At 62.9% G+C, this 22,343-nt stretch carries 17 protein-coding genes; 6 read left to right on the top strand and 11 right to left on the bottom strand.

Annotated features, from left to right (window positions below):
* Positions 1 to 120 precede the first annotated feature (120 nt).
* The 3 genes from ABIA65_RS00570 to ABIA65_RS00560 all read right to left on the bottom strand — a co-directional run bounded on the left by ABIA65_RS00570 (position 121) and on the right by ABIA65_RS00560 (position 4,772).
* Entirely contained in the window at positions 121 to 1,557 is a 1,437-nt protein-coding gene (locus tag ABIA65_RS00570) for an aldehyde dehydrogenase family protein (protein WP_354522286.1), read from the bottom strand.
* 6 nt (positions 1,558 to 1,563) lie between these two features.
* Positions 1,564 to 2,418, bottom strand: a complete 855-nt coding sequence (locus ABIA65_RS00565) for an SDR family NAD(P)-dependent oxidoreductase (protein ID WP_354522285.1) — start codon at positions 2,416 to 2,418, stop codon at positions 1,564 to 1,566.
* Positions 2,419 to 2,534: 116 nt separating this feature from the next.
* Positions 2,535 to 4,772, bottom strand: a complete 2,238-nt coding sequence (locus ABIA65_RS00560; RefSeq protein WP_354522284.1) for a molybdopterin-containing oxidoreductase family protein — start codon at positions 4,770 to 4,772, stop codon at positions 2,535 to 2,537.
* 171 nt (positions 4,773 to 4,943) lie between these two features.
* On the opposite strand from ABIA65_RS00560, the gene ABIA65_RS00555 reads away from it, so the two are divergent.
* Positions 4,944 to 5,396, top strand: coding sequence for a Zn-ribbon domain-containing OB-fold protein (locus ABIA65_RS00555; protein ID WP_354522283.1), 453 nt, complete (start codon positions 4,944 to 4,946; stop codon positions 5,394 to 5,396).
* Positions 5,397 to 5,570: 174 nt separating this feature from the next.
* On the top strand, positions 5,571 to 6,560 hold the full coding sequence (locus ABIA65_RS00550) for a thiolase family protein (RefSeq protein ID WP_354522282.1): 990 nt from the start codon (positions 5,571 to 5,573) through the stop codon (positions 6,558 to 6,560).
* A gap of 56 nt (positions 6,561 to 6,616) precedes the next feature.
* On the opposite strand, the gene ABIA65_RS00545 is transcribed toward ABIA65_RS00550, so the two are convergent.
* The 3 genes from ABIA65_RS00545 to ABIA65_RS00535 all read right to left on the bottom strand — a co-directional run bounded on the left by ABIA65_RS00545 (position 6,617) and on the right by ABIA65_RS00535 (position 10,796).
* Positions 6,617 to 7,114, bottom strand: a complete 498-nt coding sequence (locus ABIA65_RS00545; RefSeq protein WP_354522281.1) for a flavin reductase family protein — start codon at positions 7,112 to 7,114, stop codon at positions 6,617 to 6,619.
* A gap of 29 nt (positions 7,115 to 7,143) precedes the next feature.
* Positions 7,144 to 9,552, bottom strand: coding sequence for a CaiB/BaiF CoA transferase family protein (locus ABIA65_RS00540; protein ID WP_354522280.1), 2,409 nt, complete (start codon positions 9,550 to 9,552; stop codon positions 7,144 to 7,146).
* A gap of 104 nt (positions 9,553 to 9,656) precedes the next feature.
* Positions 9,657 to 10,796 (bottom strand): acyl-CoA dehydrogenase family protein, encoded by a 1,140-nt coding sequence (locus ABIA65_RS00535; RefSeq protein WP_354522278.1) that lies wholly within the window; start codon positions 10,794 to 10,796, stop codon positions 9,657 to 9,659.
* Positions 10,797 to 11,143: 347 nt separating this feature from the next.
* Between ABIA65_RS00535 and ABIA65_RS00530 the strand changes: the two genes are divergently transcribed.
* Together ABIA65_RS00530 and ABIA65_RS00525 are read left to right on the top strand one after the other, a co-directional pair.
* A complete protein-coding gene (locus ABIA65_RS00530) occupies positions 11,144 to 12,196 on the top strand; it encodes a spirocyclase AveC family protein (RefSeq protein WP_354522277.1) in 1,053 nt (350 codons plus the stop codon).
* Positions 12,197 to 12,260: 64 nt separating this feature from the next.
* Positions 12,261 to 13,436 (top strand): LLM class flavin-dependent oxidoreductase, encoded by a 1,176-nt coding sequence (locus tag ABIA65_RS00525; protein ID WP_354522276.1) that lies wholly within the window; start codon positions 12,261 to 12,263, stop codon positions 13,434 to 13,436.
* Positions 13,437 to 13,468: 32 nt separating this feature from the next.
* Here the strand turns inward: ABIA65_RS00525 and ABIA65_RS00520 are convergent, their stop codons facing one another.
* Together ABIA65_RS00520 and ABIA65_RS00515 are read right to left on the bottom strand one after the other, a co-directional pair.
* Positions 13,469 to 14,797, bottom strand: a complete 1,329-nt coding sequence (locus ABIA65_RS00520) for a phytoene desaturase family protein (protein ID WP_354522275.1) — start codon at positions 14,795 to 14,797, stop codon at positions 13,469 to 13,471.
* Positions 14,798 to 16,090, bottom strand: coding sequence for a cytochrome P450 (locus ABIA65_RS00515; RefSeq protein ID WP_354522274.1), 1,293 nt, complete (start codon positions 16,088 to 16,090; stop codon positions 14,798 to 14,800).
* A gap of 277 nt (positions 16,091 to 16,367) precedes the next feature.
* Between ABIA65_RS00515 and ABIA65_RS00510 the strand changes: the two genes are divergently transcribed.
* Complete coding sequence (locus tag ABIA65_RS00510; protein WP_354522273.1) at positions 16,368 to 17,486, top strand: spirocyclase AveC family protein; 1,119 nt, start codon at positions 16,368 to 16,370, stop codon at positions 17,484 to 17,486.
* Here the strand turns inward: ABIA65_RS00510 and ABIA65_RS00505 are convergent.
* Together ABIA65_RS00505 and ABIA65_RS33460 are read right to left on the bottom strand one after the other, a co-directional pair.
* Positions 17,458 to 18,588: a transglycosylase family protein gene (locus tag ABIA65_RS00505; RefSeq protein ID WP_354522272.1), complete on the bottom strand. Its 1,131-nt coding sequence runs from the start codon at positions 18,586 to 18,588 to the stop codon at positions 17,458 to 17,460. The two genes, ABIA65_RS00510 and ABIA65_RS00505, sit on opposite strands and share 29 nt — an antisense overlap.
* Before the next feature lie 232 nt (positions 18,589 to 18,820).
* A complete protein-coding gene (locus ABIA65_RS33460) occupies positions 18,821 to 18,958 on the bottom strand; it encodes a DUF7427 family protein (protein ID WP_502919529.1) in 138 nt (45 codons plus the stop codon).
* Between the two features lie 829 nt (positions 18,959 to 19,787).
* Between ABIA65_RS33460 and ABIA65_RS00500 the strand changes: the two genes are divergently transcribed.
* Positions 19,788 to 20,627, top strand: a complete 840-nt coding sequence (locus ABIA65_RS00500; protein WP_354522271.1) for an IclR family transcriptional regulator — start codon at positions 19,788 to 19,790, stop codon at positions 20,625 to 20,627.
* A gap of 71 nt (positions 20,628 to 20,698) precedes the next feature.
* Here ABIA65_RS00500 and ABIA65_RS00495 read toward each other — a convergent pair whose 3' ends face one another.
* Positions 20,699 to 22,327, bottom strand: coding sequence for a nitric oxide reductase activation protein NorD (locus ABIA65_RS00495; RefSeq protein ID WP_354523061.1), 1,629 nt, complete (start codon positions 22,325 to 22,327; stop codon positions 20,699 to 20,701).
* Between the last annotated feature and the right edge of the window lie 16 nt (positions 22,328 to 22,343).

Below are 22,343 nucleotides of genomic sequence, written 5' to 3'. Positions count from 1 at the left end.
ATTCCGATGCGGTGCCCATTGCCGCACTGCATTGCAACGACGGTTACATTCGAGTGGCATCGAACGCGGCTGGCCAGAAATCTATTCGCGAGGTAACCAGCGGTGGGCCTGGTTGCGTCCTCATTTGTGGCCGCGTCCATACCGCGACCGGAGGAGGATCTCGATGAACCGCTTCGGTGGCCGCTTTCTGTTGAACATCATGCCAATCAAGCTTGGCAAGCGCATGGAGATCGGCGACACGACCGCGGTCGTGCGGGAGAGTTCGCGGAGCCCCTCAGGTCCCTGGAGTCGTCCGAAACCGGACTTCTTCACACCGCCGAACGTGAGCCCTGGCAGCGCGCCTCCGGTCACTGCGTCATTGATCACCACCCCGCCGGAATGGAGCAACCTTGCCAGGCGATCGGCCCGTTTCCGGCTTTGCGTGAAGATACTTGCACTCAACCCGAATTGGGTGTCGTTGGCTAGCTCGACAGCCGCATTCTCGTCACGAACTCTCGCGACCGAGAGGACCGGCGCGAAACTCTCCTCGCGCCAGAGTTCGGTGTCAGTGGGAACGTCAACGACCACCGTCGGTTCGAACCAGCCTGCGCCGTAAGGCAGGCGTTGTCCCCCGGCGACAATCTTGGCCCCGCGATGCTGAGCTTCGTCGAGACGGCTTTCGATGAGTTGCAGACGTTGGGGGTGGGCTATCGGACCGACCTGGGCGTCGCTCGACGGTCCCACGCGCAGCCGGCGCGTCGCCTGCGCCACTCGATCGACGAACTCGTCATAGACGGATTCCACGACCAGCGCACGTTCGGTCGCCATACAGGTTTGTCCGGCGTTCGAGAATGCGGCTGCCACAACGGCATCGACCGCCGCCTGGATGTTGGCGTCATGGCAGACGAGCATGGCGTCTTTCCCACCGAGTTCGAGCACGACGGGAAGAATCCGTTCGGCGGCTCCGGCGAGAATCTTGCGACCGGTGGCGCTGCTTCCCGTGAACACCAGCTTGTCGATATCCGACCGAACGAGTTCCTCCCCGACTCGGGGGTCACAATCGGCCAGCACGACGAGGTCCTCGCCGGCGGGAGCGAAACACTCGACAAGCAGACGGCCAGTGCGCGGGGTGAGTTCAGATGGTTTGAAGACGACAGCGTTTCCGGCGCCAAGTGCGAATGGGAGTGACTGCATCGAGATTGCGACGGGGTAATTCCACGGAGCGATGATCCCGACGACCCCGAGCGGGGCGTATTGGACGCGGGCCTGCTTCATCACGTACGGCCGCGAAGAGACGCGGCGATCTCTGAGATGACGATGGGCGTTGTTCGCAACCCAGCCGAGCATGACGCAGCCGGATACGATCTCGAAGAGAGCATCGGTTACCGGCTTGCCTGTCTCGTCGGCGATCGCCTGGGCGATCTCCGGTGCCGTCGAGGCTAACCGGGCTCGGACTGCGCGAAGTCGCCGGCCGCGCTCGCGATGATCGAGCGAAGCCCAGGCCCGTTGTGCTGTGCGTGCCCTGTCGACGAGTTCGTCCACGGTTTCGGGCGTCGGGGCATTCGTGTATTCGGTCATGGCGAGTTAGGCGCGCGGCCCGACGGCTGGGTGATCGCCGCCCTGCATGTTCGTCGAGATGCTCATCAGCTTGCCCATCAGTCCGGGGCTTTGTCGCCGCGTCCACCACATGATTTGTGCGACCGCAGTCGGAACGATGAGAAATCCCTTGTCTCCGGTGGCACTCTCGAGTGAGTCGAGAGCACGCTCAGGTGTGATAGCGAGGCGGAGCCTCTGAGCTGTCTTTCGCTGGGCTGCTTCGGGAATGAAGTCGGAGAACATGGGCGTGCTGACCGCTGGCGGGCAGTAGCACATGATCCGTACCCCGCAGTCCTTATTCTCCGACCACAGGGCCTCGGTGTACGCGATGACCGCCGCCTTGCTGGCGACATATGCGCCGAGATTCGGTGCTCCGACAAGTCCGAGCAACGACGCGAAGTTGATCAGTTGCCCGCGACGTCGTTCCAGCATCCGCGGCAGCGTAGCAGCGCTGACGTTGACCGTCCCGAAGTAGTTGATGGTCATCATCCGCTTGATCTGTGCAGGAGGGTGGTCTAGCAACGGCACGGTCTGAGCGACACCCGCGGCGTTCATAACTCGGTCGATGGGACCGAGGTGGGTTTCGATTTCGTCGACGGCGTCGTTGACTGCAGCCTCGTCGGTGACGTCGACTGCGATCGGTCTGATCAGTCCGGGGAAGCGAGCAGCCGTCTCGTCTAGGCCCGCCGAGTTGATATCCAGCGCCCCGACTGCCGCACCACTCTCCGCCAATCGCCACGCCGCGAGTTGCCCCATACCGCTACCGCCGCCGGTGACCAGCGCAACACGCGGGACAATCGGCGAGGGTCGCGACGTTTTTGACCACGAGAGAAGGGGACTCATTCTGAGATCGTCTGCCACTGCGCACGTATCTCGCAATCCGCAATTCAGCGGACCGGAATATTTCGTCATTCCGCGACCACGCCTGCGTGCCTCAGTCCCATTACCTGTCGTCGGCATCAATCCGCTGAAGGGGTAACGACTTTCCGGCGTCGGCCCGCAGGTGTCCGCGCTTCATCTTCGTTCCCGCCTACGGCACCCGGAGCTGTTTCGATGCGCTCGATCGTGACGCACTGAGAGTTGAGCGACGGCATCTGTGAGAGCGGATCCAACTCCTGAGTGTCGACCAAAGCATTCCTGTTCACCCCGAATGACACAGGCTCGGCAGTTCCTCTTGGATCGAAAACTCTTGAACCCCAGCCCTGTTCAACCACCACTACGCCTCGACGTACACCGTCGGTCACCGAAGCGGGAAGCTCGATCGAGCCCACTGGCGAGGTGACTCGCACAAGGTCGCCGGTGCTGACACCGAGGCGGTCCGCATCGGCAGGATGGATCGCGGCTTCGTTGAACTTCTTCTTGGCGCGGATGCCCGGTAGGTCACTCAGCCAGGTATTCATCGTGTGACTGTGACGTAGGCCGACCAGTCTGAATGTGTCGGGAGCATCGTCGGTTGGCGGGATCGCTAACAGGCGACGCGCCTCTGTGACGAATTCGGGCGGCGCGGCATGAACCAGCCGATCGGAGGTCTGAAGCCCCTTATCCACGAAATGGCCGTACTCCTTCTCGCCGTATAGGTAGCCGTGTTCGTGAGTAAGAATGTCCTTCCACTTGAGTCTTCGACCGCTGATGACGAGCGCCCGGAATAGCCACCGGGGATTGAATTCGAGGAGCGGGCGACCCGTCAGCTTCGCCAACAGACGGGAGACCTTGATCATCGAGTTGAACCCGCGCTTGCCGAACATGGGAACCTTCATCGCCAGCGCTAGATCGGTGAAGAAGCGCCAAGCCTCGCGCACATTCGGATGCGGTTCGACAGCCCGCTGCGCGAACTGTGCAAAGGGCATGTCCTGAAATTGCGAGATGAGCACGAACAGGTCCTCGCGCTCCAAGAAGTGAGTGTCAGGAATCAGCCAGTGTGCGTGGCGATGGCTCTCCCGCTGCAGAATGTCGACGACTACGAGGAGATCAAGCGACGCTAGAGCCGGGTCCAATTGATTGCCACCGGGTGCCGACACAACGGGATTGCCCGCGTTCATGATCAGCGCGCGGATCCGTCCCTCCCCGGGAACAGTGATCTCGTTGGTCAACTCCGCAGCCGGCAGATAGCCAGCCGTGGCCGGCAGCCCGCGCACTCGGGAAACATGCTCCTGATGTGGTGACAAGTGTTTCCACAGAGAGATGCTGTCGACGTACCCCCTCTCGAACCGCTTACCGCCCGGCTGGTCGACCCGGCCCGTGACGAGGTTGAGGAGATGTGAGAACCATTCACCAATGGTTCCGGTGGGATGTTGTGACACGCCGGTATGGGTCTCGCAGAACGCCGTTTCTGCGAGCGCGAAGCGACGCGCCACATCGGTGATCACAGTGGTTTCGATGCCACAGTGGCGAGCTAGATCGTCCAGGTCCGCGGCGGCGGCCAGATCTCGGACGACGTCGAGATCCCTCAGCAGAGTGCAGGCTTGCTGGTCTTCCCAGCCGTTGTCGAAGATGACCTTGAGAAGACCGAGCAATAGCGCCCAGTCCCCCCGTGGGCGAACGGCGAGATGAGTGGTGGCCTTCTCGGCGCTCGCAGTGCGCTGAGGATCGACCACTATCAGATCAGCGCCATTCGCTTGGGCCTTGAGAATGCGGCGCCATCCGTTGGGAACCGTCCAACCCCACCCCACACCGCTCGCCGCCGGATTCATTCCGACCAGGAGAAAGCACTTGCAGTCATCGACGTCCGGTAGCAGGCCCAGGATGGGCGTGCCGTACATCTCATGGTTGACGCGGTGCCAGTTGTTGGTGTCCAGGGATGTGGCGCTGAAGCGGTTGTGAGTACCGATGCCGTCGAGCAAAGCCGTCGAGAAGAAGGCGTTGGCAGAGGCGTAGTACGCCGGGTTGCCGACGTACATCCCGATGGCCTGGGGGCCGTACTGATCTCGAATCGCCCGCATCCGTTGGGCGATGTCCGTGATTGCTTCGTCCCAGGTGGCCTCCACGTATCGCTCACCGTCGCGGCGCATAGGCGATGTCAGACGCAGGGGATGGTGAAGGCTTTCGTCGGCAGTCTGACCCTTGCGGCAGAAGTCCCGCCAGGTATAGGGGTTCTCCTTGTCGGGCCCAATGTGTGTCACGCGATTGTCGTCGTCGACGGTCACCTTCGTGCCGCAGTTCGATGTGCAGATTCGGCAATTCGTGTACACCGTGTTCATCGGTGGTCCTCCATCGTGGGTTCGGAAAGCCGATACGGCGAGCAATCGACCATGGCGAGCTCATGCGACTGACTGCGATCGTCAGCCGCGTGCTCAACCATCGCAATGCAGTGTTCAGCTGACCGGACTAGGCGGCACCACAGCCTAAGTGAACTGATTACGCTCGTCGCGATGGGCGAGATGGTGACGTGGACGGATGCAGAGGTGATCGCTGCGTTCCCGAACGCTTCGGTCGATCAGGACAACGTCGCCCACTACCGGGGCAGGCTGACACACAAGCTGCTTGTGCACTGCTGCCGCGAATGTGGTTGGTGGCACGAACCTCCGCGCCCGGTGTGTGCAAAGTGCTGGTCCGATCGTGTGGAAGCGCGTGAAGTGCGTGGCAGCGGAAGAATCGCGCTGCTCACGGTTCTGCGAGTGGGATCGCCCGCTTCGGGGGTGGATTACGACGCCGGCTATCCGTTGGCCGCGGTGGAACTGGTCGAGCAGGCGGGTCTGCGCTTCACGGCTGGCGTCGTCGGCGACCCGGCCGGCGTGCGGATCGGCACGAAAGTCGAACTGATCTGGATCGAACGCGACGGGAAGCCGGTTCCCGCGTTCCAGCAGGCTGACGACGAGGGCTGAAAGGCGTTGCGCTACTCGATCAAGGATCAGACAGCGATCGTCGGTGTCGCCAGCCCACCCTACGTGCGAGATTCAGGCCGTAGTCCGATGGCGATGGTGGCTCGGGCTTGCATAGATGCCATTCGCGACGCAGGGCTCACGGCGGTCGATATCGACGGTGTCTGCGGATCAACAGTGGTCGACACGCATGCAGTCCAAGCCGCGTTGGGGCTTCCGGCTATCACCTGGTGGTGCAATCCGACTATCCCATTTCAGCACCAGATCATCGAGGCGATGAACGCCATCCACGCGGGCACCTGCACGACCGTGTTGTGCTATCACGGCACCTACCGGCCCCCATCCCGGTCCGGGAACAACAGTCCCTTCAGGCTACGTTCCAGCCTGGGCCAGGCCGGGCGTGACCAGAACCCCGACACGATGTTCGGTCCAGTCGGCTACGCCGCGTGGGCAGCACGCTATCTACATGAATTTCGTGCCAGCCGAGAGGTGTTCGGGTCGATCGCCATAAACGGGCGAACCAACGCGGCACTCAACCCGCACGCTGCGATGCGCAAGCCACTGACGATGGTGGACTACCTCGATTCGCCCATGGTGCGAGAGCCGCTGGCAATCCTGGACATGGACGTCCCCGTTGACGGAGCCGATGCGTTCGTCATCACGACTGCGGAGCGAGCCCACGACTTGGCGCGTCGCCCGGTGCTGATCCATGCCGCGGTGATGGGAGAAGCCAAAGTGCCCTATGAGGATCAGACGCTGGACTTCAACCATACGGGGCAGCAGATCGCCACCCGCGCCCTATGGGCGCGCTCTGACATCGGACTCGGCGACATCGATGTGTTCTTCCCCTACGACGGATTCACCGTCATCGCCGTCCGGTGGTTCGAGGTGATGGGGTTCTGCGGAGACGGTGAAGCACCGGACTACTTCCGCGACAACTGGGACACGAGAGCGGATCGTCTGCTGCTCGGCGGACGCGTTCCGGTGAACACGCACGGCGGCAGCCTCTCCGACGGGGGAACGCAGGGGAGCGGCCATGTTCGTGAGGCGGTGCTTCAACTCAGAGGTGACGCCGCTGACCGCCAGGTGCCGGGCGCCGTGGCTGCGTTGCTTGCGATGGGAGGGATGTTTCTCAACTCCGGTGCCATCGTATTGCGAACAGACTAGTCGTCGCATTGCATTCCGATCGAAACCCGCCCCGGGCAAGCAATTTCGATTCGTGACTAGCTTGTCGAGAAGCTGCCGTAACCGCCCTGAAAGAAGACAAGCGGAAGTCGTTCACCTGTCGCGTGGAGTTCGCGGACTCTTCCCAGGACGAGATAGTGATCGCCCGCTTCAGTGACCGACTCGAATTCGCAGTCGATCCAGGCGACAACTCCATCGAGCCGTGGAGCTCCGGATGGTGCGGGCGTCCACGCCGCCTTCGCAAACTTGCCGTCCCCTGCGCCGGCCATCGCTCGACACACGTCCTCCTGATCGGCGGCCAGCACATTAACACAGAAGCTATTCGCGGTGCGGATTCTCGCGAAGCTGGTCGAGGCTCTGCCGGGCATGAACGCGATCAGTGGTGGGTCGAGCGATACCGATGTGAATGATCCTATTGCCATTCCCGCTGGCTCGCCGTCGTCACCGATCGCGGTGACGGCAGTGACCCCCGTAGGGTAGTTGCCCAGCACCCTGCGGAACCACTCGCTGTCGATGGCCGTCGAGGTTCCTGACATTGTTGCGTCTCCTGTCCGAACAGTCGCCGTCAGCTCGGCGGTATGACGACCACTCGTGCCTCGAGGTCTTCGATCTGTTCTGGGTTGTAGCCGAGCTCGGTGAGAATCGTGCGGTTGTGCTGCCCACGCAACGGCGGTGGCGCCACACGTCCGGGCGTCTCCGAGAAGGACACAGGAGGCGCAGCCCGCACCATCTCTCCGAACACAGGGTGTTCATAGGTCACGGTGAGTCCCGTTTCCCGCAGCACGGGATCGAAGGCGATAAACGGCGGTTGGCCGTTCATGTTCACCTCTACGCAGCCAACCCCAGCTGCGCTCAGCACCGACTCCCAGTGAGCTGCAGCGTGAGTGAGGAACGACGTAGCCAGGAGTGAAGTCAGGGCGTGGTCATTCGCATCTCGGGCGGCAGCGGTCGCAAAGCGTCCGTCACTGCAGACGTTGGTCATGCCCATCACCTGGGCAAGGTCGCCGAACTCTCGCTCCGTCCTAGTTGCCAGGCATACCCAGCCACCGTCGGCGGCCTCATAGACGCGGTCCAGGGCGCTTGTTCCGAAGTAGTCGTCGTCACACAGCGGGACAGGGGTTTTACCCTCGTACGAGCAGAAGTCATCCGAGTATGCCCACGCGTTCCCGGCGATCATCGATGTACGCAGAAACTGACCTTGACCTGTTTGCTGCTGAGCATAAAGACCTAGAGCCAGCGAAGCGGTCAAGCCCAGGGCCGCATTCGAGTCACCGTCGATGACCTGATTGAGGCGCGGCAGAACGATGGCCTGGAGTTCGATGACGCTCATGCCCTCGTTCATCGACGGATGCGACCAGTAGCCGACCTGTCGACCGAAACTTCCCGCAACGGTTTGCGCGGTGTTGGCGTACTGAGCGCGGTCTGCGTAGGGTCCGTCGGTTCCGTAACCCGTCGCATGAACGTAAAGCAACCGCGGATTCTCCGAACGCAGCTCCTCATAGCCGAGTCCGAGCCTGTCGGCGACCCCCGATCGGAAGGAGGTGACAAATGCATCGGCCTTCGCGATGATGCGATGCGCTATCTGGCGCCCTTCGTCAGTGCGTAAGTCAACGGAGATGCTCTCCTTACCCAACAGCGTCTTGCTGCTGCCGACTTCAGGTCCGAAGGACTGCCGCGACGGGTCACCGCCGGCATCTTCGATCTTGATAACCCGCGCCCCAAGGGAAGCCGCCAGGGAGACGGCGTACGGCAACGCGTAGAAGTAGCCGAACTCAACGATCGTCTTTCCCGAGAACGGATGCTCGGGCGCAGGCGAACTCGGTTCTTCCTCGTCTCCGGCGACGAGAGGGCCGTTGTTCACGCCAAGCGCGGGTGCCGATCGCGTGATTTCACAAGGCGTTCGCTCGAAGTGTCCGATGGGACCCACCTGGCGAACGGGCCCTAGTACGGGGTCCTCCACCACGATCGCGTCGCCGTTGTGAACGATCTGCGGATGGTCCAGCCCCTCCTCTGACGTGCGCGCTACCTCGAACGCGACGTCGGGATTGGCCTCCAGACGCGGTAGCCAGTACTCGAGATCCTTGGCCCGGAACGCCTCAAGAAGCTGGTCTTCCCACGCCTGCGCATCTTCGGCGGTGTCGAACATCGGCAGCCGTTTGAACCTGGGATCATCGGTCGAGTCGCTAAGCCCTGCAACGTCATTGAGCGCCCAACCTTGCCGCGGCAGAAGCGTTGCGGTTTGAATGAAGTGGCCGTCGCTTGTCACGACCATCACCATGTAACGGCTCGATCCCGTCAGGGTTCGCAGGTCGGCTGATGGCTTGTCTCCCCTTTTCGCCATGAGTTGAACCGTGGTGGCGACGTAGTACTCCAGAGCATCGAGTCCCGCGATGAGAGTTGCGTCGAGTATCTGGCCCCGCCCCGTCTTCTCTCGCACCATGAGTGCTCCGAGAATCCCGGCGACGCCTTGCATGGCAGCCCCATAGCTTCCCCAGGCGACGGGAGCGGTGATCGGCCCGTCACGATGCCCCCATGCGCCTCGATACCAAAGGCCGGCCTTGGCAGCTACCAGTGAGTCGTAACCCTTCAGCTTCGCGTACGGGCCAGTACGGCCGAACCCGGTGAACGAGCAGTGGACGAGTCGTGGATTCAGATTGCGCAGTTCGTCCGGTCCGATGCCCCAATCATCAGTCGTCCCAGGCGCGAATCCTTCGAGAACGACATCGGCATGCGCAACGAGGGACCGCAGTTCTGCGCACCCCTCCTCGGTACGGAGATCGGCGACAACGCTTTCCTTGCCCCGGTTCCAGACCAGGAAACCACTGGGCCGCGCCGTTCGAAGACGGTCCCCCTCTGGAGGTTCGACTTTCATGACCCTGGCGCCGGCATCCGCCAAGACCATGCCGGCCATCGAGACCGCAGCACTCCCTGCGCCGATCTCGACGACGTTCAATCCCGCGCAAATGGCGCCCATTTGGTGTCCTTGGTGTTTGGTGGGGTGGCGTTGAGAACAGTGGACCCAGTTGCGACACATCCGACAAGGTTGGGTTCAGCCTCCCGGAACAGGAAATCTCGCACTTAGGAGGTGAGGCTGCGTGCGATGACGAGGTGCTGAATCTGGTTGGTGCCCTCGAAGATCTGGGTGATCTTGGCCTCGCGCATGTAGCGCTCGACGCGGTAGTCGCGGGTGTACCCGGCTCCGCCGAACACCTGCACGGCGTCGGTGGTGACCTTCATCGCCGCGTCGGTGGCCACCAGCTTGGCGACGCTGGCCTGTGTGGAGTACGGCAGGCCGGCGTCCCGACGTCGGGCGGCGTCGAGGTAGGTGGCTCGGGCACTGACCACCGCCGCCGCCATATCGGCCAGCAGGAAGCCCAGCCCCTGGTGGTCGATGATCTTGCGGCCGAACGTCGTTCGCTCGTTGGCATAGCGCGTGGCGTCATCAAGCGCGGCCTGCGCGATACCCACCGCGACCGCGGCGATGCCGAGTCGCCCGGAGTCCAGTGCGCTGAACGCGATCTGCAGCCCCTGGCCCTCGGCGCCGATGCGACGGTCCGCGTCGAGGTGCGCGTTGTCGTAGAACGCCGACGTGGTCGGCACCGCGGACAGGCCCATTTTCTCCTCGGGTTTGCCGAAGCTCAGGCCCTCGAGATCACCGGGCACCAGGAAGCACGAAATGCCCTTGCTGCCTTCGCCTGTTCGCGCGAACAGCGTGTAGAAGTCGGCGACCCCACCGTGGGTGATCCAGGACTTCGAGCCGTTGAGCACGTAACCGCCGTCATCGGGGGTGGCGGCGCACCGCAGCGCGGCGGCATCGGATCCGGCCTGCGGCTCGGACAGGCTGTACGCGCCGATCTGGTTTCCCGACAGCATGGCTGGCAGCCAGCGCTGCTTCTGCTCGTCGGTGCCGAACATCAGCAGCGGGTGCGACGACAGGCTGTGCACGCTGACGGCCACGGCCACCGCGGCCCACCGTGCGGCGATCTCCTCGAGGACCTGCAGGTAGACCTCGAACGGCTGACCGGCACCGCCCCACTCCTCGGGCTGCGGCAGGCTCAGCAGGCCGGCTGCGCCGAGCTGCGCGAACACGCCCTCGGGGTAGCGCTCGGTGCGTTCGTGTTCGTCGACGATCGGATCGAGCACCTTGTCGGCGACCTCGCGGGTCAGCGCGATCAGCTCGGCGGCCTCTGGAGTGGGCAACAACCGGTCCACTGGCACGGCACTTCTCCTGATCGGTGCGAGCCAGGCGGCGAGTTCAAGCCTGGTCGGTTCGGCAGCCAGAATTGGCGTTCAGAGAGATCGATCCAGTTTCCCTGTGATTCCACAAGATCCGGTTCAGTCTCTCGGAACGAGCGACAAGACGCCAACGCGACGGTCAACGGAGCGGAACACGGCATCGACACCGGTGGTGTCGTCGCACGATTCTGACCGGAACCGCGGTCTGGACGGTTCGCGCCTCGCTAGAGGCCCTGTGCCACTGCCGGGAGGGAGAAGCTACGTTGTCCCTGGACTCGTCGCGGCAGGCGCCGCTCGTCGAGATTGATGCAGGCTTCCAATCTCAGAAGTTGAAACCGGTCAAGTGGTTCGCAGCCGTCGGTGTCATCTGCCTGTTGGTACAGGTGTATCCGTACTCGCGATGGATCGTGTCGGGACCCCGGCCCACCGAGGCGGGGCCGGATCCCATTCCGGGATGGATGACGCTCATGGCGAACGTCATGCAGGGAGTCGGAATCCTCCTGATGATCGCGACGTGCTTCTTCCTCGTGTGGCGGCCGTGGCGCCGGGATGGCCGGATGAGCCTGTACGGGCTGGCATTCTTCGCCGTCCTCACGGCGTTCTGGCTGGACACGGCGGCCAACTACTTCAACCACGTGTACACGGTCAACCCCGCCCTGGTGAACTTCGGTTCGTGGAACAACTTCATGCCCTTCTGGGGGTCGCCCAACGCTGAGCACATCGCCGAGTCGTTCGTGCTATTCATCCCGATGTACGGCTTCGGGATCGTGTTGCCAGCGGTGGGATTGTGCGCCCTCATGCGTTACATCCGCGGCCGCCGACCAGGGATCGGCAATCTGCGGCTGGTCGGGGCGATCTTCGCGATCGCGTTCGGGGCGATGTTCATCCTCGACGGCATCATCTACGTACGGACTGGGATGTATGCGATGGTCGGCACGATCCCGTCGCTGACCTTGTTTCAGGGCGAGTACTACCAGTACCCGGTGTATCACGCGATCATCTGCGCCGCACTCTACTGGGTTGTCCCGGCCTCGATCTATTTCTTCCGTAATGACCGCGGGGAGACGCTGATTGAGCGGGGCCTGACGTCGATGCGGGTGTCGCCGCGTCAGAGTCAGTGGCTACGGTTCCTCGCTCTGGCGGGAATGTTCAACCTCGTCCAAGGCGTCTACATGCTCACCATGGTGATCATCAGCGTCATGCCGACGTTCGCCTGGGCTGACGACATCGTGGACAACCGCTCGTACCTTCGCAACGAACTGTGTGGCGACGGAACCAGTTACGCCTGCCCGAGTGCTGATATCCCGATCCCCCGGATCGGCGGAGCGCACGTCAACCCCGACGGCCAACTCGTCACCCCGGGCGGAGCCCAAGTCCCCTAGTGTTGTCCGGCCCCTGCGTCGTAGAAGAAGTATTGGCGCGCCTCCACTCCTTACTAGGAGCCCGATGAGCGAGAACAACTCGACCGACCGCCTCAAGACCGGCATCTCGGTGTGGGGCGACCGCCACTTCCCGGCGCAGAACATTGCCGACTCCTGTCGGGCGCTTGTTGGGGCCGGCGTGGATGCTGCGTTAATCCCGGATCAGATCACCAACTTCATTCCGCGGCAACTGTGGACCCCCGAAAACGCGCCAATGGCCGCGTTCATCCCGGATGTGGACTCGCACTCCGACGCGCTCATGATGGCCGGGTACGCCGCAGCTTCAACTTCCGGTCTTGAGATCCACGTGTCGACGGACGCCGTGCGCCGGCCACCGGTCGAAACGGTGCAAGCCATGCTGACGCTGGCGAACATGACGGAGGGCCGTGCAGTCTTTCAGGTTGGCGCCGGAGAGATCAAGCAGAGCAAGCCGTTTGGGCATCCGACGAATCAGGGCATCTCGCGCATGGACGACTTGTTCCAGATCTACCGACGTTTCGTGGAGTCCAGCCAGCCGATCACCTTCAAGGGCCGCCGATGGGAGTTGGATCGCGCATCGATCGGCTCGGCGCGGACTCATCCTGCCCAGCTGTGGGCACTCGGCGGTGGACCAATGCTCTCCGACTACGCGACGTCGTATGCCGACGGCATCATTCTCGCAGTGCGGGCAAACGCTGCTACCCCCGAGGCGACCGCAGCTCGCGTCGAGGATCTGCGCGCCCAGGTGGCAGCCAAGGGGCGTGACCCGCAATCGTTCAAGATCGGGGTCTGGGCGGGAGTGATGTTGCATGAGGATAGCGGCTACATCGACCGGGCCTTCGAAAACCCGATCCTCAAGTACATGACCGGAACACTTGGCCGCATCGAGCCATCCGCATGGCGAGCGGAGTCCCTACCCGTCCCTGTGCCGGAGAACTGGGCGTACTACAAGGATCTGCTGCCGTATGAAATGACCGATGATCACGTTGAGTCAGTCGTCGCAGCGGTTACCCGAGACCATTGCGATCGCGCCTGGTTTCACGGCTCGTCGGTCTCAGTGGCCCAACAGATCCAGCCATTCCTTGAGAACGGTGTCGACTGGGTCGTACCCATCGACTACCTCGGAATGGTCGGCAGACCCGAGGAGGCGCAGGCGTCGTTCGCTCGCAGTATCGAGGTCTGCACGGAGCTCAAGCGGCTCGCGGGAGCGACTGCCGGGTAGTCGTCGTCCCCAGGTAGCGCAGACTGCGGATTTCAGTCGGATGAACTGCTGAGTCGAACTTGGCGCGGCAACTCCCTGGCGATTCGCTCAACCACCAACCGGGCTGACTGCACACAACCGCTCTGCCCTCCTGAGCCCCACTCGCGGGCTCCGTCCCCGACGTTGAAGAGGTTTGCGATCGGGGTCGTCTGGGGGAGGTCTCGGCCGGCAATGGCACGCTGCGCAGGCCACTCTTCGCCAGCGCAGACCTGAACCGACAGGATCCGAGCGGATTCGAAACCGGGAAACTTCTCCGTGAGATCGGCTTTCAGCATGCCGACCTCCGTGTCGACATCGAAGGCTCCGACAGCCGGGTGCGGCGTGCTGGTGCCGGCATACAGGTACCAGCCCGGAGGTGCCATCTCTGGACACGTCGCGGTCAGATGGGCGGCGTAGGCGAGTCGCCGAGTCGGTCCGAAGAACACCACGCCGGTGGCCCTCGTCAAAAGCTGTTCACTCGCGAAGTTGACGGTGATCAGGGCGCTCGGGGCAGACTGCGAGCGAACCCACTGCGCGTAACCGGCGGGCAAGTGTTCGTCGCCGCAGAGGTTGACCGTTGCCACCGGGCCTGCGTTGCTCACGACGACGCGTGTCGAGATCTCCATTTCCTCGCCATTGCGTTGGACCACGGCACCATTCACGCGCCCGTCTGAGTCGAAAGTCAGCCGGGTGACGGGACTGTTCAGCCAGAGCGCGCCGCCGGTGTGCTCGAAATGATCGGCGAGTGCTTGCCATGGGCCGATACTGCCGTCGGGGTGCAATCCGAAGGTGTCGAGGGCTTTGGGTTTGGTGAAGTAGTCGAAAACCACGGCAGCGTCCACGTCGGCGGGTTCGGCGGCGAAGACGGCGCTGGTGATATTGCGCGACAACCCACGCAGGTATGGGCCTCGGCCTTCAAGCTTGCGTCCGAGACTTTCCCCAGGTTTCGGGCGGAGTCTGATGAAACGTCGAGCAACGAGTCCGGCAAGCGCGACCAACGGCATTCCGAGAGTGCCGATCACGCCGCTCAGCAGGGGCACGTCCCGGTTACCCACCCGGAGTGCCAGCGGTTGTGACGGCACCCGGGTACCCATGGATACCCCCACGTCCGCGAACAGCCTGCCGTTCTCGCCGCCGGTTTCGATGATGAGAGCGCCCGTGTTAACGAGGAACCCGTCCTGCTCAACTGTTGATGCGCGGCCACCCACGCGATCACGCGCCTCGACCAGCAGGGTGCGGAACCCGGCCTTGTTCAGCCTCGCGGCAGCGGCCATGCCGCCAGCGCCCGCACCGATGACCAAAGCGTCAAACGAATTGTCGCGTTCTTCGGCTGCCCGAGCCATCTAGTGTCCTTGGTCTGTCGGGCGGTGGAGCTTGTAGTGGACGGGGAGGTGTTTGAGGCCGCTGACAGAGATTGCCTTGATGTACTCGGGTGTGCCGTTGATGTCAATGGTGTCGAGGCGTGGGATGAGCTCGGTGAGCAGGGCGCGGATTTGGATGCGCGCGAGTTCTGCGCCGAGGCAGTGGTGAGCGCCGAAGCCGAACGCGAGATGGGTACCGGCGTTTGTCCTTGTGATGTCGAAAGTGTCAGGGTTGTCGAAGACTCGTTCGTCGCGGTTGGCAGCGGCGTAGGACATGAAGACCCGGTCGCCGGCGTGGAATTCGTGGTCACCGATTGTGTAGTCGCCGGCGGAGTATCGGCAGAAGTGTTTGAGTGGGGTCACCCAACGCAGGATTTCATCGGTGGCGGCGCGGATGTTGGCGGGTGTGGGGTCGTTCTTGAGGAGCTGGAGTTGTTCGGGGTGTTGTGCGAGGGCCAGGATTCCACCTGACATGGACGAGGCGGTGGTTTCATGGCCGGCCGTGGCAAAGATGGTGTAGTAGCCGATTCTGTCGATGAGGGGCATTTCTCCGATGCCGGGCAGCTCGGCGTTGGCGATGACCGAGGCGAGGTCTTCGGTCGGGTTGGCTTGGCGCTCCTCGGTGATCCTGCTGAAGTACATGAACAGTTCGCCGATGAGGGCGCCGTATTCGTCGCTGCCGGGGTTGAGTCGGTCCTCTTCGGGGCCGGAGCCCAGGACGCGGCGGCTGATGTCGAGCATCAGAGGGTAGTCGGCTTCGGGTAGCCCGAGAAGCGACATGATCGTCTCGAAGGGGAAGTGCATGGCGATGTCTTGGGCGAAATCGCAGTGGTCTCCGGCCTCGTCCATTCGATCGACGGCGCGTTTGGCCAGTACGGTGATTCTATCGCTGAGCCGGTTGAGGTTTCGGGTGGTGAACCACTTCTGGGTGATGCCTCGGTAGGCGCGGTGTTCGTCGCCGTCGTAGTCGATGAGTACGCGGACGTCAGGAACCTCGCCGCGTTCGATGCGTTCGATCTCATGTTTGGTTTGCAGGAAAGGACGGCCGCCCTGGAGCCAATCCTTTTGGTGTGCCTCGATTTCCATGACGTCGGCGTGGCGCGTGACTACCCACACGGGGTTGTAGTCGGGGTGCTCGACGTAGTGGATCGGTGACTGGTCGCGCAGCAGCCGCGCGGCGTCGTTGATCGTCTCGCTGCCGTCGTAGGCCTCGGGACTCAGTAGCGCTCTGGCGGCCAGGTCGAGCGCGTCATCGGCATGTTCGGCCGTCGTCATATGTGTGTCCTTTCAATCGGGTCCGAGCCTGTGGGCCCTGCGGCAGTCACCTGCGGCCAGTGAAGTGGACCCGGGTTCGGTGAGATCAGACAAGCCGCGGTTCAGCCTCCCGGAACGGGCCGATCCGACCGGCATAGCAACGCGCGAGGAGGTCAATACAGCGGAACAGGATCTGGACAGACACGCGGACTCAGCACCACCCTGACCCGAACCGGGACCGGACGGTTAGTGCGCCTCGCCAGAGGCCCCGTGCCACACCCGGGAGGGAGAAACTACGTTGTCCACGGACGCATCGCGGCAGGCCCCGCTCGTCGAAGTCGATATAGGCTTCCAATCCCAGAAGTTGAAACCGGTCAAGTGGTTCGCAGCCGTCGGTGTCATCTGCCTGTTGGTACAGGTGTATCCGTACTCGCGGTGGATCCTGTCGGGACCCCGGCCCACCGAGGCGGGGCCGGATCACATTCCGGGATGGATGACGCTAACGGCGAACCTTATGCAGGGAATCGGACCCTTCCTGATGATCGCGACCGGTTACTTCCTCGTGTGGCGGCCGTGGCGCCGGGATGGCCGGATGAGCCTGTACGGGATGGCATTCTTCGCCGTCCTCACGTCCTACTGGGTCGACACGGCGGCCAACTACTTCAACCACGTGTACACGATCAACCCCGTCCTGGTGAACTTCGGTTCGTGGAACAACTACCTGCCCTTCTGGGGGTCGCCCAACGCTGAGCACCTCGCCGAGCCCTTCTTGCTATTCATCCCGATCTACTGCTTCGGGATCGTGTTGCCAGCGGTGGGATTCTGCGCCCTCATGCGTTACATCCGCGGCCGCCGACCAGGGATCGGCAATCTGCGGCTGGTCGGCGTAATCTACGCGATCGCGGTTGGCGCGATGTTCATCCTCGACGGCATCATCTACGTACGGACTGGGATGTACGTTTTCGCCGGCACCCTGCCGTCGCTAACTATCTTTCAGGGCGAGTTCTACCAGTACCCGCTCTACCAGCCGTTTATCTGCGCGTTCCTCTACTGGGTAGCACCCGCTACGATCTACTTCTTCCGCAACGACCGTGGGGAGACGCTGATCGAGCGGGGCCTGACGTCAATGAGGGTGTCATCGCGGCAGGGTCAATGGCTGCGCTTCCTGGCTGTAGCGGGAATGTTCAACCTCATCCAGATCACCTACTCCGTGTTCATGGCCCTGGTCAGTGTCATGCCGACGTTCGCCTGGGCTGACGACATCGTGGACAACCGCTCGTACCTTCGCAACGAACTGTGTGGTGACGGAACCAGTTACGCCTGCCCTGCTGGCGACATCCCCATCCCTCGCATCGGCGGTGCTCACGTCAACCCCGATGGCAAACTTGTCATCCCCGACGGAGCCCAAGTCCCCTAACCCACCCACATGGTTTGCCGGACGGCCGATGAAGAGCAACACGGACGTCCGGCAAACCCATTTCCGCCACTAGCGCGACGGGATCACGCCGATCGAAAACTAACCGATGCCAAGGCCAGATCCGCCGTCTATCTGACAGTCTCGTGGCCGCCGCAAAGGGAAGTGCCGTGGTGGATCGGTCTGCAGGCAGTTTGCCGGCGGAGGTGGTGAACTCGGCCTGATAAGCGCCGCGTCCGCCGACTTTCACCCCGCCGCCTTCACCGCTGGATACTGGAGTCCCGTCCGGCAACGTTACCGCCGTGCGGTGGTTATTCCATCCAATTACTAAGGTGCCCTGCACAGTTCCATAATGGAAGCAGCGTGCCAGCAAGGCAGCTTCCTCGGTCCTGGTATCAAATCTATCCCCGAAAATCGGACGGCCACTCGCCGCATTCGCTAGCCACGAAGCCAGTCCCGAGCAGTCGGTTCCCGCTGGAGAATCCCCGCCATAGATGTATGGCGTCCCTGAGAACTGATGGATCAGTGTCGTGAGCGCTACCTCTTTGGGAGTGTCGTAAGCAAACTCAGGGGCTGGAAGGTCCGCGCCGTCAAGCTGGACCGGCCAGGGCGCTGGGGGGAACGCTGTCGGCGCCAAGACTGGGTCGGACGGCGGCGAGGCGACGTTGTTGACTCCGGGGTTGTTGAGCGGCGAATGGACGGGTTCGGGATCCGTCGAAGGGACGTTGCGGGGCGTGGCGCCCGAAAGGGACCGACCGCAGACGGGCCAGGCGCCACGGCCTTGGTGCGCGAGCACCCGCTCAGCGACGGCGATCTGCTGCTCTTTGGTGGCCAGCTGGGCCTGAGACGCGTACTCGCCGCCGCCGTAGGCATTCCAGGCGCCGGGTGCGAACTGCAATCCGCCTTGGTATCCATTCTCGGTGTTGATGGCCCAGTTGCCCCCGGACTCGCAGCGGGCGAACTGGTCCCATTCGCTGTCGGTGGCCGCGTTGACTTGGCTGATCAGCACGAGGCTGCTGCCACCGAAGACCGCGCCGGTTACGGCGATCTTGGCCAGGGTAGCCGTAGGCGTAGATGAATTGGGCTTGCGATGTCGACCAGCCATGAGCGCGTCTAGTCCTGTATCCCGATGCAGCCGCGCTCACGCCGGCCATCGCATCGGACGGGTACGGGATTGCATTGCCGTGACGTCCAACTGAACGCGAACGGACGGAATGAGCCCACGCAATTCTGGTCGATTCGTGGGTGCGGTGTGAACTTCCGACGCCGAGCGGCCACCCCAACATCGCGGGCCGACTGAGTCGCTTGTGGGGCGTGAATCGAGAAACTTCCGCATTTCAGTTCGTCGACTTGGTTGTCGCCCAGTACCGAGAAGTTCGTCTGATCGCCTGGAACCCAAGTGAGACAACGTCGTACGGTGTCGGTACTGCGTTGCCAAGATGAAGTGCCACGGCGGCAATCGCGGCGCGCGTCAGAAGCTAGTAACGCCCAAGCTTGTCTCGCGTTCAGCTCGCACACCCCTGTAGGACATTGAGCCCAGTGGCCAAACGCACGTCTGGTCGTGGTGTAGTTCATCACTTGCCTCCTGCTGGCCGGATGCTGTTTGACGGGTAGTGCGGTCCCGCATGGGCATTGGGAAATTCAGTGATCGATCTCTTCAGTAGACATAGGTCGCGGTCCACGCGGCACCGAAGAAATACGTACTGAGCTACGTAGATTGAGATTGTTTGGGTATGTGCCTGGCGGCGGATCAGTGCCGTCCATGCGCACCTATGCCGAGAGATGAGCACGCAACATGAGCGGCTGGCAGCACGAAAACAGGACGCGTCCAACACCCGATCGACGACGCGCCCGTGGGTGGCCGGGGCCACCGGGAGAGGGATTGCCAAGACTCATGGATCGGGCTCGATCCGGCGGACGTGGAGCTAGTCATAGATGACTGCGAGTCCCTGGCGCTTGAGGTCAACCAAGCCGTGCCGCCTGGTTTGACGGTGTTCGGGTGAATGCCCGCCCAGTCGGTGATCTCCGCCTACTTGGACGGACCTACGAGCCTACGGGCTCGCAGTTGGGGCCGGAGCGGGTCGGTTTTCGGGGAAACGTTTGTCGGTCACCATCGGGTCGCTCCAGTGCCGCCTTCCGGTGGGGTTGTCACAGATGGGGGCGGAATGGAAGTTGGCGCCGCGCGTTGACCGCTACAAATCAGCACTTGACAATCGCACCAAAATGTAAGATCTTACAAATACATCGAGTTGTAAGGCGGCTGTGTAGCCGGTGGCCCGTCAGCTCACCTGAGAAGGGAACGACATGGTCGTCGCAGAGTCGCGTACGGTTCCGGAAACCCTGGTAAAGCAGTCACCGCCCGATGAGGCCGACAGCTGTGGTTCATCGGTGTCGAAGGCGGTGGCCGTCCTAAACACCCTGGCCACAAGTGCTGACGGCGTCCTCGGAGTCACGGAGATCGCCCGACGGATCGGGATGCCCAAGAGCACCACTCATCGCCTGCTTCAGATCCTTCAGGATGGCGGGTTGGCCGAACGTGACGGCCGGCAATATCGGCTCGGGTCGCAGATCGTCGAGCTGTCGTCTGCCGCCCTGCGAACTCGTTACCGGGAGTTGCATGAGATCGCGCTGCCGGTCATGGATGAGCTGTTCGAGTCGGTGCACGAGACGATTCACCTCGGAATGCTTGTCGAGGGCAAGGTGGTCTATCTCGAGAAGATCACCGCTCCAGGGGGGACCAGGATTCCGTCGCGCGTGGGCGGTCGGGTTCCGTGGAGCTGTACGTCGATGGGCAAGGCGATCATGGCCTTCAGCCCACCGGAGCTCATGGATCGCGGCTTCAGCCGTCCGCTAGAGCGTCTGACGCCGCACTCCGTGGTCCTGCCCCGCCTGCTGCACACTCAGCTGATGGAGGTTCGGGAACGTGGTGTGGCCTTCAACATCGAGGAGAGTCAGCTCGGGCTCACCTGCGTTGGGGCGCCCATTCTCAATAGCGCCGGTGTGGCGATCGCCGCGCTGTCCGTCGCCGGGCAGACGACCCGGTTCAACCCTCGCAATGCGGTTCAGCCGCTCAGGGAAGCAGCGGGGAAGATGCGCACGCGGCTCGGTGCTGGGTTCCCTGTTCCCTCCCGGCTGGCCGGCTGAACCCGGTTTCGACCAACGACGTTGTCAGTCAAAGATGAACTCCCGCAAGGGAAAATGATGGCCGCGCAGCGTCACTGGCGGGATTGGCCGACAGAGAGTTCCTTGAGGGCACCGAGGAACAGGGCATCCATGCGGGGGCTGAGTTCGGCGAGGGTGCGGGCGCTGGCATGGCTGGCAGCGCCGAAGACGCGGGAGAGAGTCTCCGAAGCGGTCGTGGCTCCGATCGAGAGGCACAGGCACGCCACCCCGTCGTTGCGAAGTTCCTGCAGGGACCTGTGGGTGTCAGCCTCCGCATAGCGTGATTCGTAGCCGTCGTCGTATGGAAAGCCGTCGGAGAGCACGAGAAGGAGCCTATTGGGTGTACCGGCATCGGACTTAAGAAGCTCGCCGGCGTGCCGAATGGCGGCACCCATCCGTGTGAATCCCGCCGGCTCGAGCTGATTCAGCTGAACTCGGCCGTTGGTGCCGAACCGCTGCCCGAATGGCTTGATGGCGAGTAGTTGAACGGCCGAGCGTCCGCGCGAGCGAAAGCCGTAAACACCGACGCGGTCGCCGAGTTCCTCCAGGGTGGTCGCCAGTGTGGCGGCCGCCCGACGCTGATGCTCATGAACTGAGACGCCGGTATGCGTGGTCTCCGTTGCGGACCCGGACGCATCAAGGAGAATCAGGACCCCGAGATTACGAGCCAGCTTCTGGCGCTCCAGATAGATGTGCTCGGCGGGGGACTGGCCTGTCCTCAGGTCGACGGCCAGCTCGATGAGCGCGTCTACGTCGAGGTCGTCTCCATCGGGTCTGCGGCGAACAACCTTTGGCCCCAGGCCAAGCCGAGCGAGTCGGCGGCGGAGGATTTCGTCGTGCTCGACCTTGCTGGCGCCGACATCCTGGACGACCGCCAGCGGGTAGGTGACGACTCGACACCATTCCGATCGGTAGCGGTTTCCGTGGACATCCCATTCCGGGTAGAGCCCCCCTCCGACACCGTTTGCGCGACCTGGCGTGTCGTCCGAGACGAACCGGAGCGGAACGGGCAGGGGCCGGGCGTTCGGCCCGGGCTGCTTGTGACTGCGGGTCGATCGAACCATCATCTCGCCACCTGCCCCTTCGCCCTTCTCGGGGGTCGCCGAAAGGCCGAGCATGTTGGAGAGGAAGTTGGTGAGCGTGCTGGAGGTGGCGAGAGGATTCTGAAACAGCTTCCCCCTGAGGCGCTCCTCCTGGTCCCCTTCCTCGTCGTCCTCTTCGGCCAGCGGAACTTCGCTTTCCACGAACTCGAGGCGGAGATCTTGAGCTGTCGGACTCATGCCGGGTGCCGCTCCTGTGGCCGCGAGCAGCTGGGAAGGGCGGACGACGCCGAACCATATCGGCGGATCGGCAACCCTGCGCCGCCCCAGTGCGATCTCGAGTGACTCCGCGGTGTCGGACGTCAGCGGTGCCGTGTCCAGCTCGAAGCTGGCGACGACAGGCAGTGTGCGTCCGATCTGGTTCAGGACTCGGTGTCCCTCGAGGGCGAGGTATCGACGTGCTGCCCTGGATCGTCCCCGTAACGCTTTCACGACAGCAGGATCAAAGCTGCCTGCGCCGAGAAGCGCTGCCTGAATCACGACCGCCCGGCGCTGCTCTGACAGCGAACCGCTAGGCGAAACGTATACGAAACTCCCGTCCGTATAGGTTCTTTCGCCCGGCCGTCCTTCGACCACACCCATGGGACGCCGGGCAAGA

Origin of the sequence: Mycolicibacterium sp. 624 (assembly GCF_040548615.1) — a bacterium.
Lineage (GTDB): Bacteria > Actinomycetota > Actinomycetes > Mycobacteriales > Mycobacteriaceae > Mycobacterium.
Note: the sequence above shows the minus strand (reverse complement) of the source record. Positions and strands in the feature narration are given on the sequence as shown.

Excerpts from the sequence above, each read along its gene's own strand:
- ABIA65_RS00570 (WP_354522286.1), bottom strand. The coding sequence starts at position 1,557 with ATGACCGAATACACGAATGCCCCGACGCCCGAAACCGTGGACGAACTC.
- ABIA65_RS00565 (WP_354522285.1), bottom strand. The coding sequence starts at position 2,418 with ATGAGTCCCCTTCTCTCGTGGTCAAAAACGTCGCGACCCTCGCCGATT.
- ABIA65_RS00560 (WP_354522284.1), bottom strand. The coding sequence starts at position 4,772 with ATGAACACGGTGTACACGAATTGCCGAATCTGCACATCGAACTGCGGC.
- ABIA65_RS00555 (WP_354522283.1), top strand. The coding sequence starts at position 4,944 with ATGGGCGAGATGGTGACGTGGACGGATGCAGAGGTGATCGCTGCGTTC.
- ABIA65_RS00545 (WP_354522281.1), bottom strand. The coding sequence starts at position 7,114 with ATGTCAGGAACCTCGACGGCCATCGACAGCGAGTGGTTCCGCAGGGTG.
- ABIA65_RS00540 (WP_354522280.1), bottom strand. The coding sequence starts at position 9,552 with ATGGGCGCCATTTGCGCGGGATTGAACGTCGTCGAGATCGGCGCAGGG.
- ABIA65_RS00525 (WP_354522276.1), top strand. The coding sequence starts at position 12,261 with ATGAGCGAGAACAACTCGACCGACCGCCTCAAGACCGGCATCTCGGTG.
- ABIA65_RS00520 (WP_354522275.1), bottom strand. The coding sequence starts at position 14,797 with ATGGCTCGGGCAGCCGAAGAACGCGACAATTCGTTTGACGCTTTGGTC.
- ABIA65_RS00515 (WP_354522274.1), bottom strand. The coding sequence starts at position 16,090 with ATGACGACGGCCGAACATGCCGATGACGCGCTCGACCTGGCCGCCAGA.
- ABIA65_RS00505 (WP_354522272.1), bottom strand. The coding sequence starts at position 18,588 with ATGGCTGGTCGACATCGCAAGCCCAATTCATCTACGCCTACGGCTACC.
- ABIA65_RS00500 (WP_354522271.1), top strand. The coding sequence starts at position 19,788 with ATGGTCGTCGCAGAGTCGCGTACGGTTCCGGAAACCCTGGTAAAGCAG.
- ABIA65_RS00495 (WP_354523061.1), bottom strand. The coding sequence starts at position 22,327 with ATGGGTGTGGTCGAAGGACGGCCGGGCGAAAGAACCTATACGGACGGG.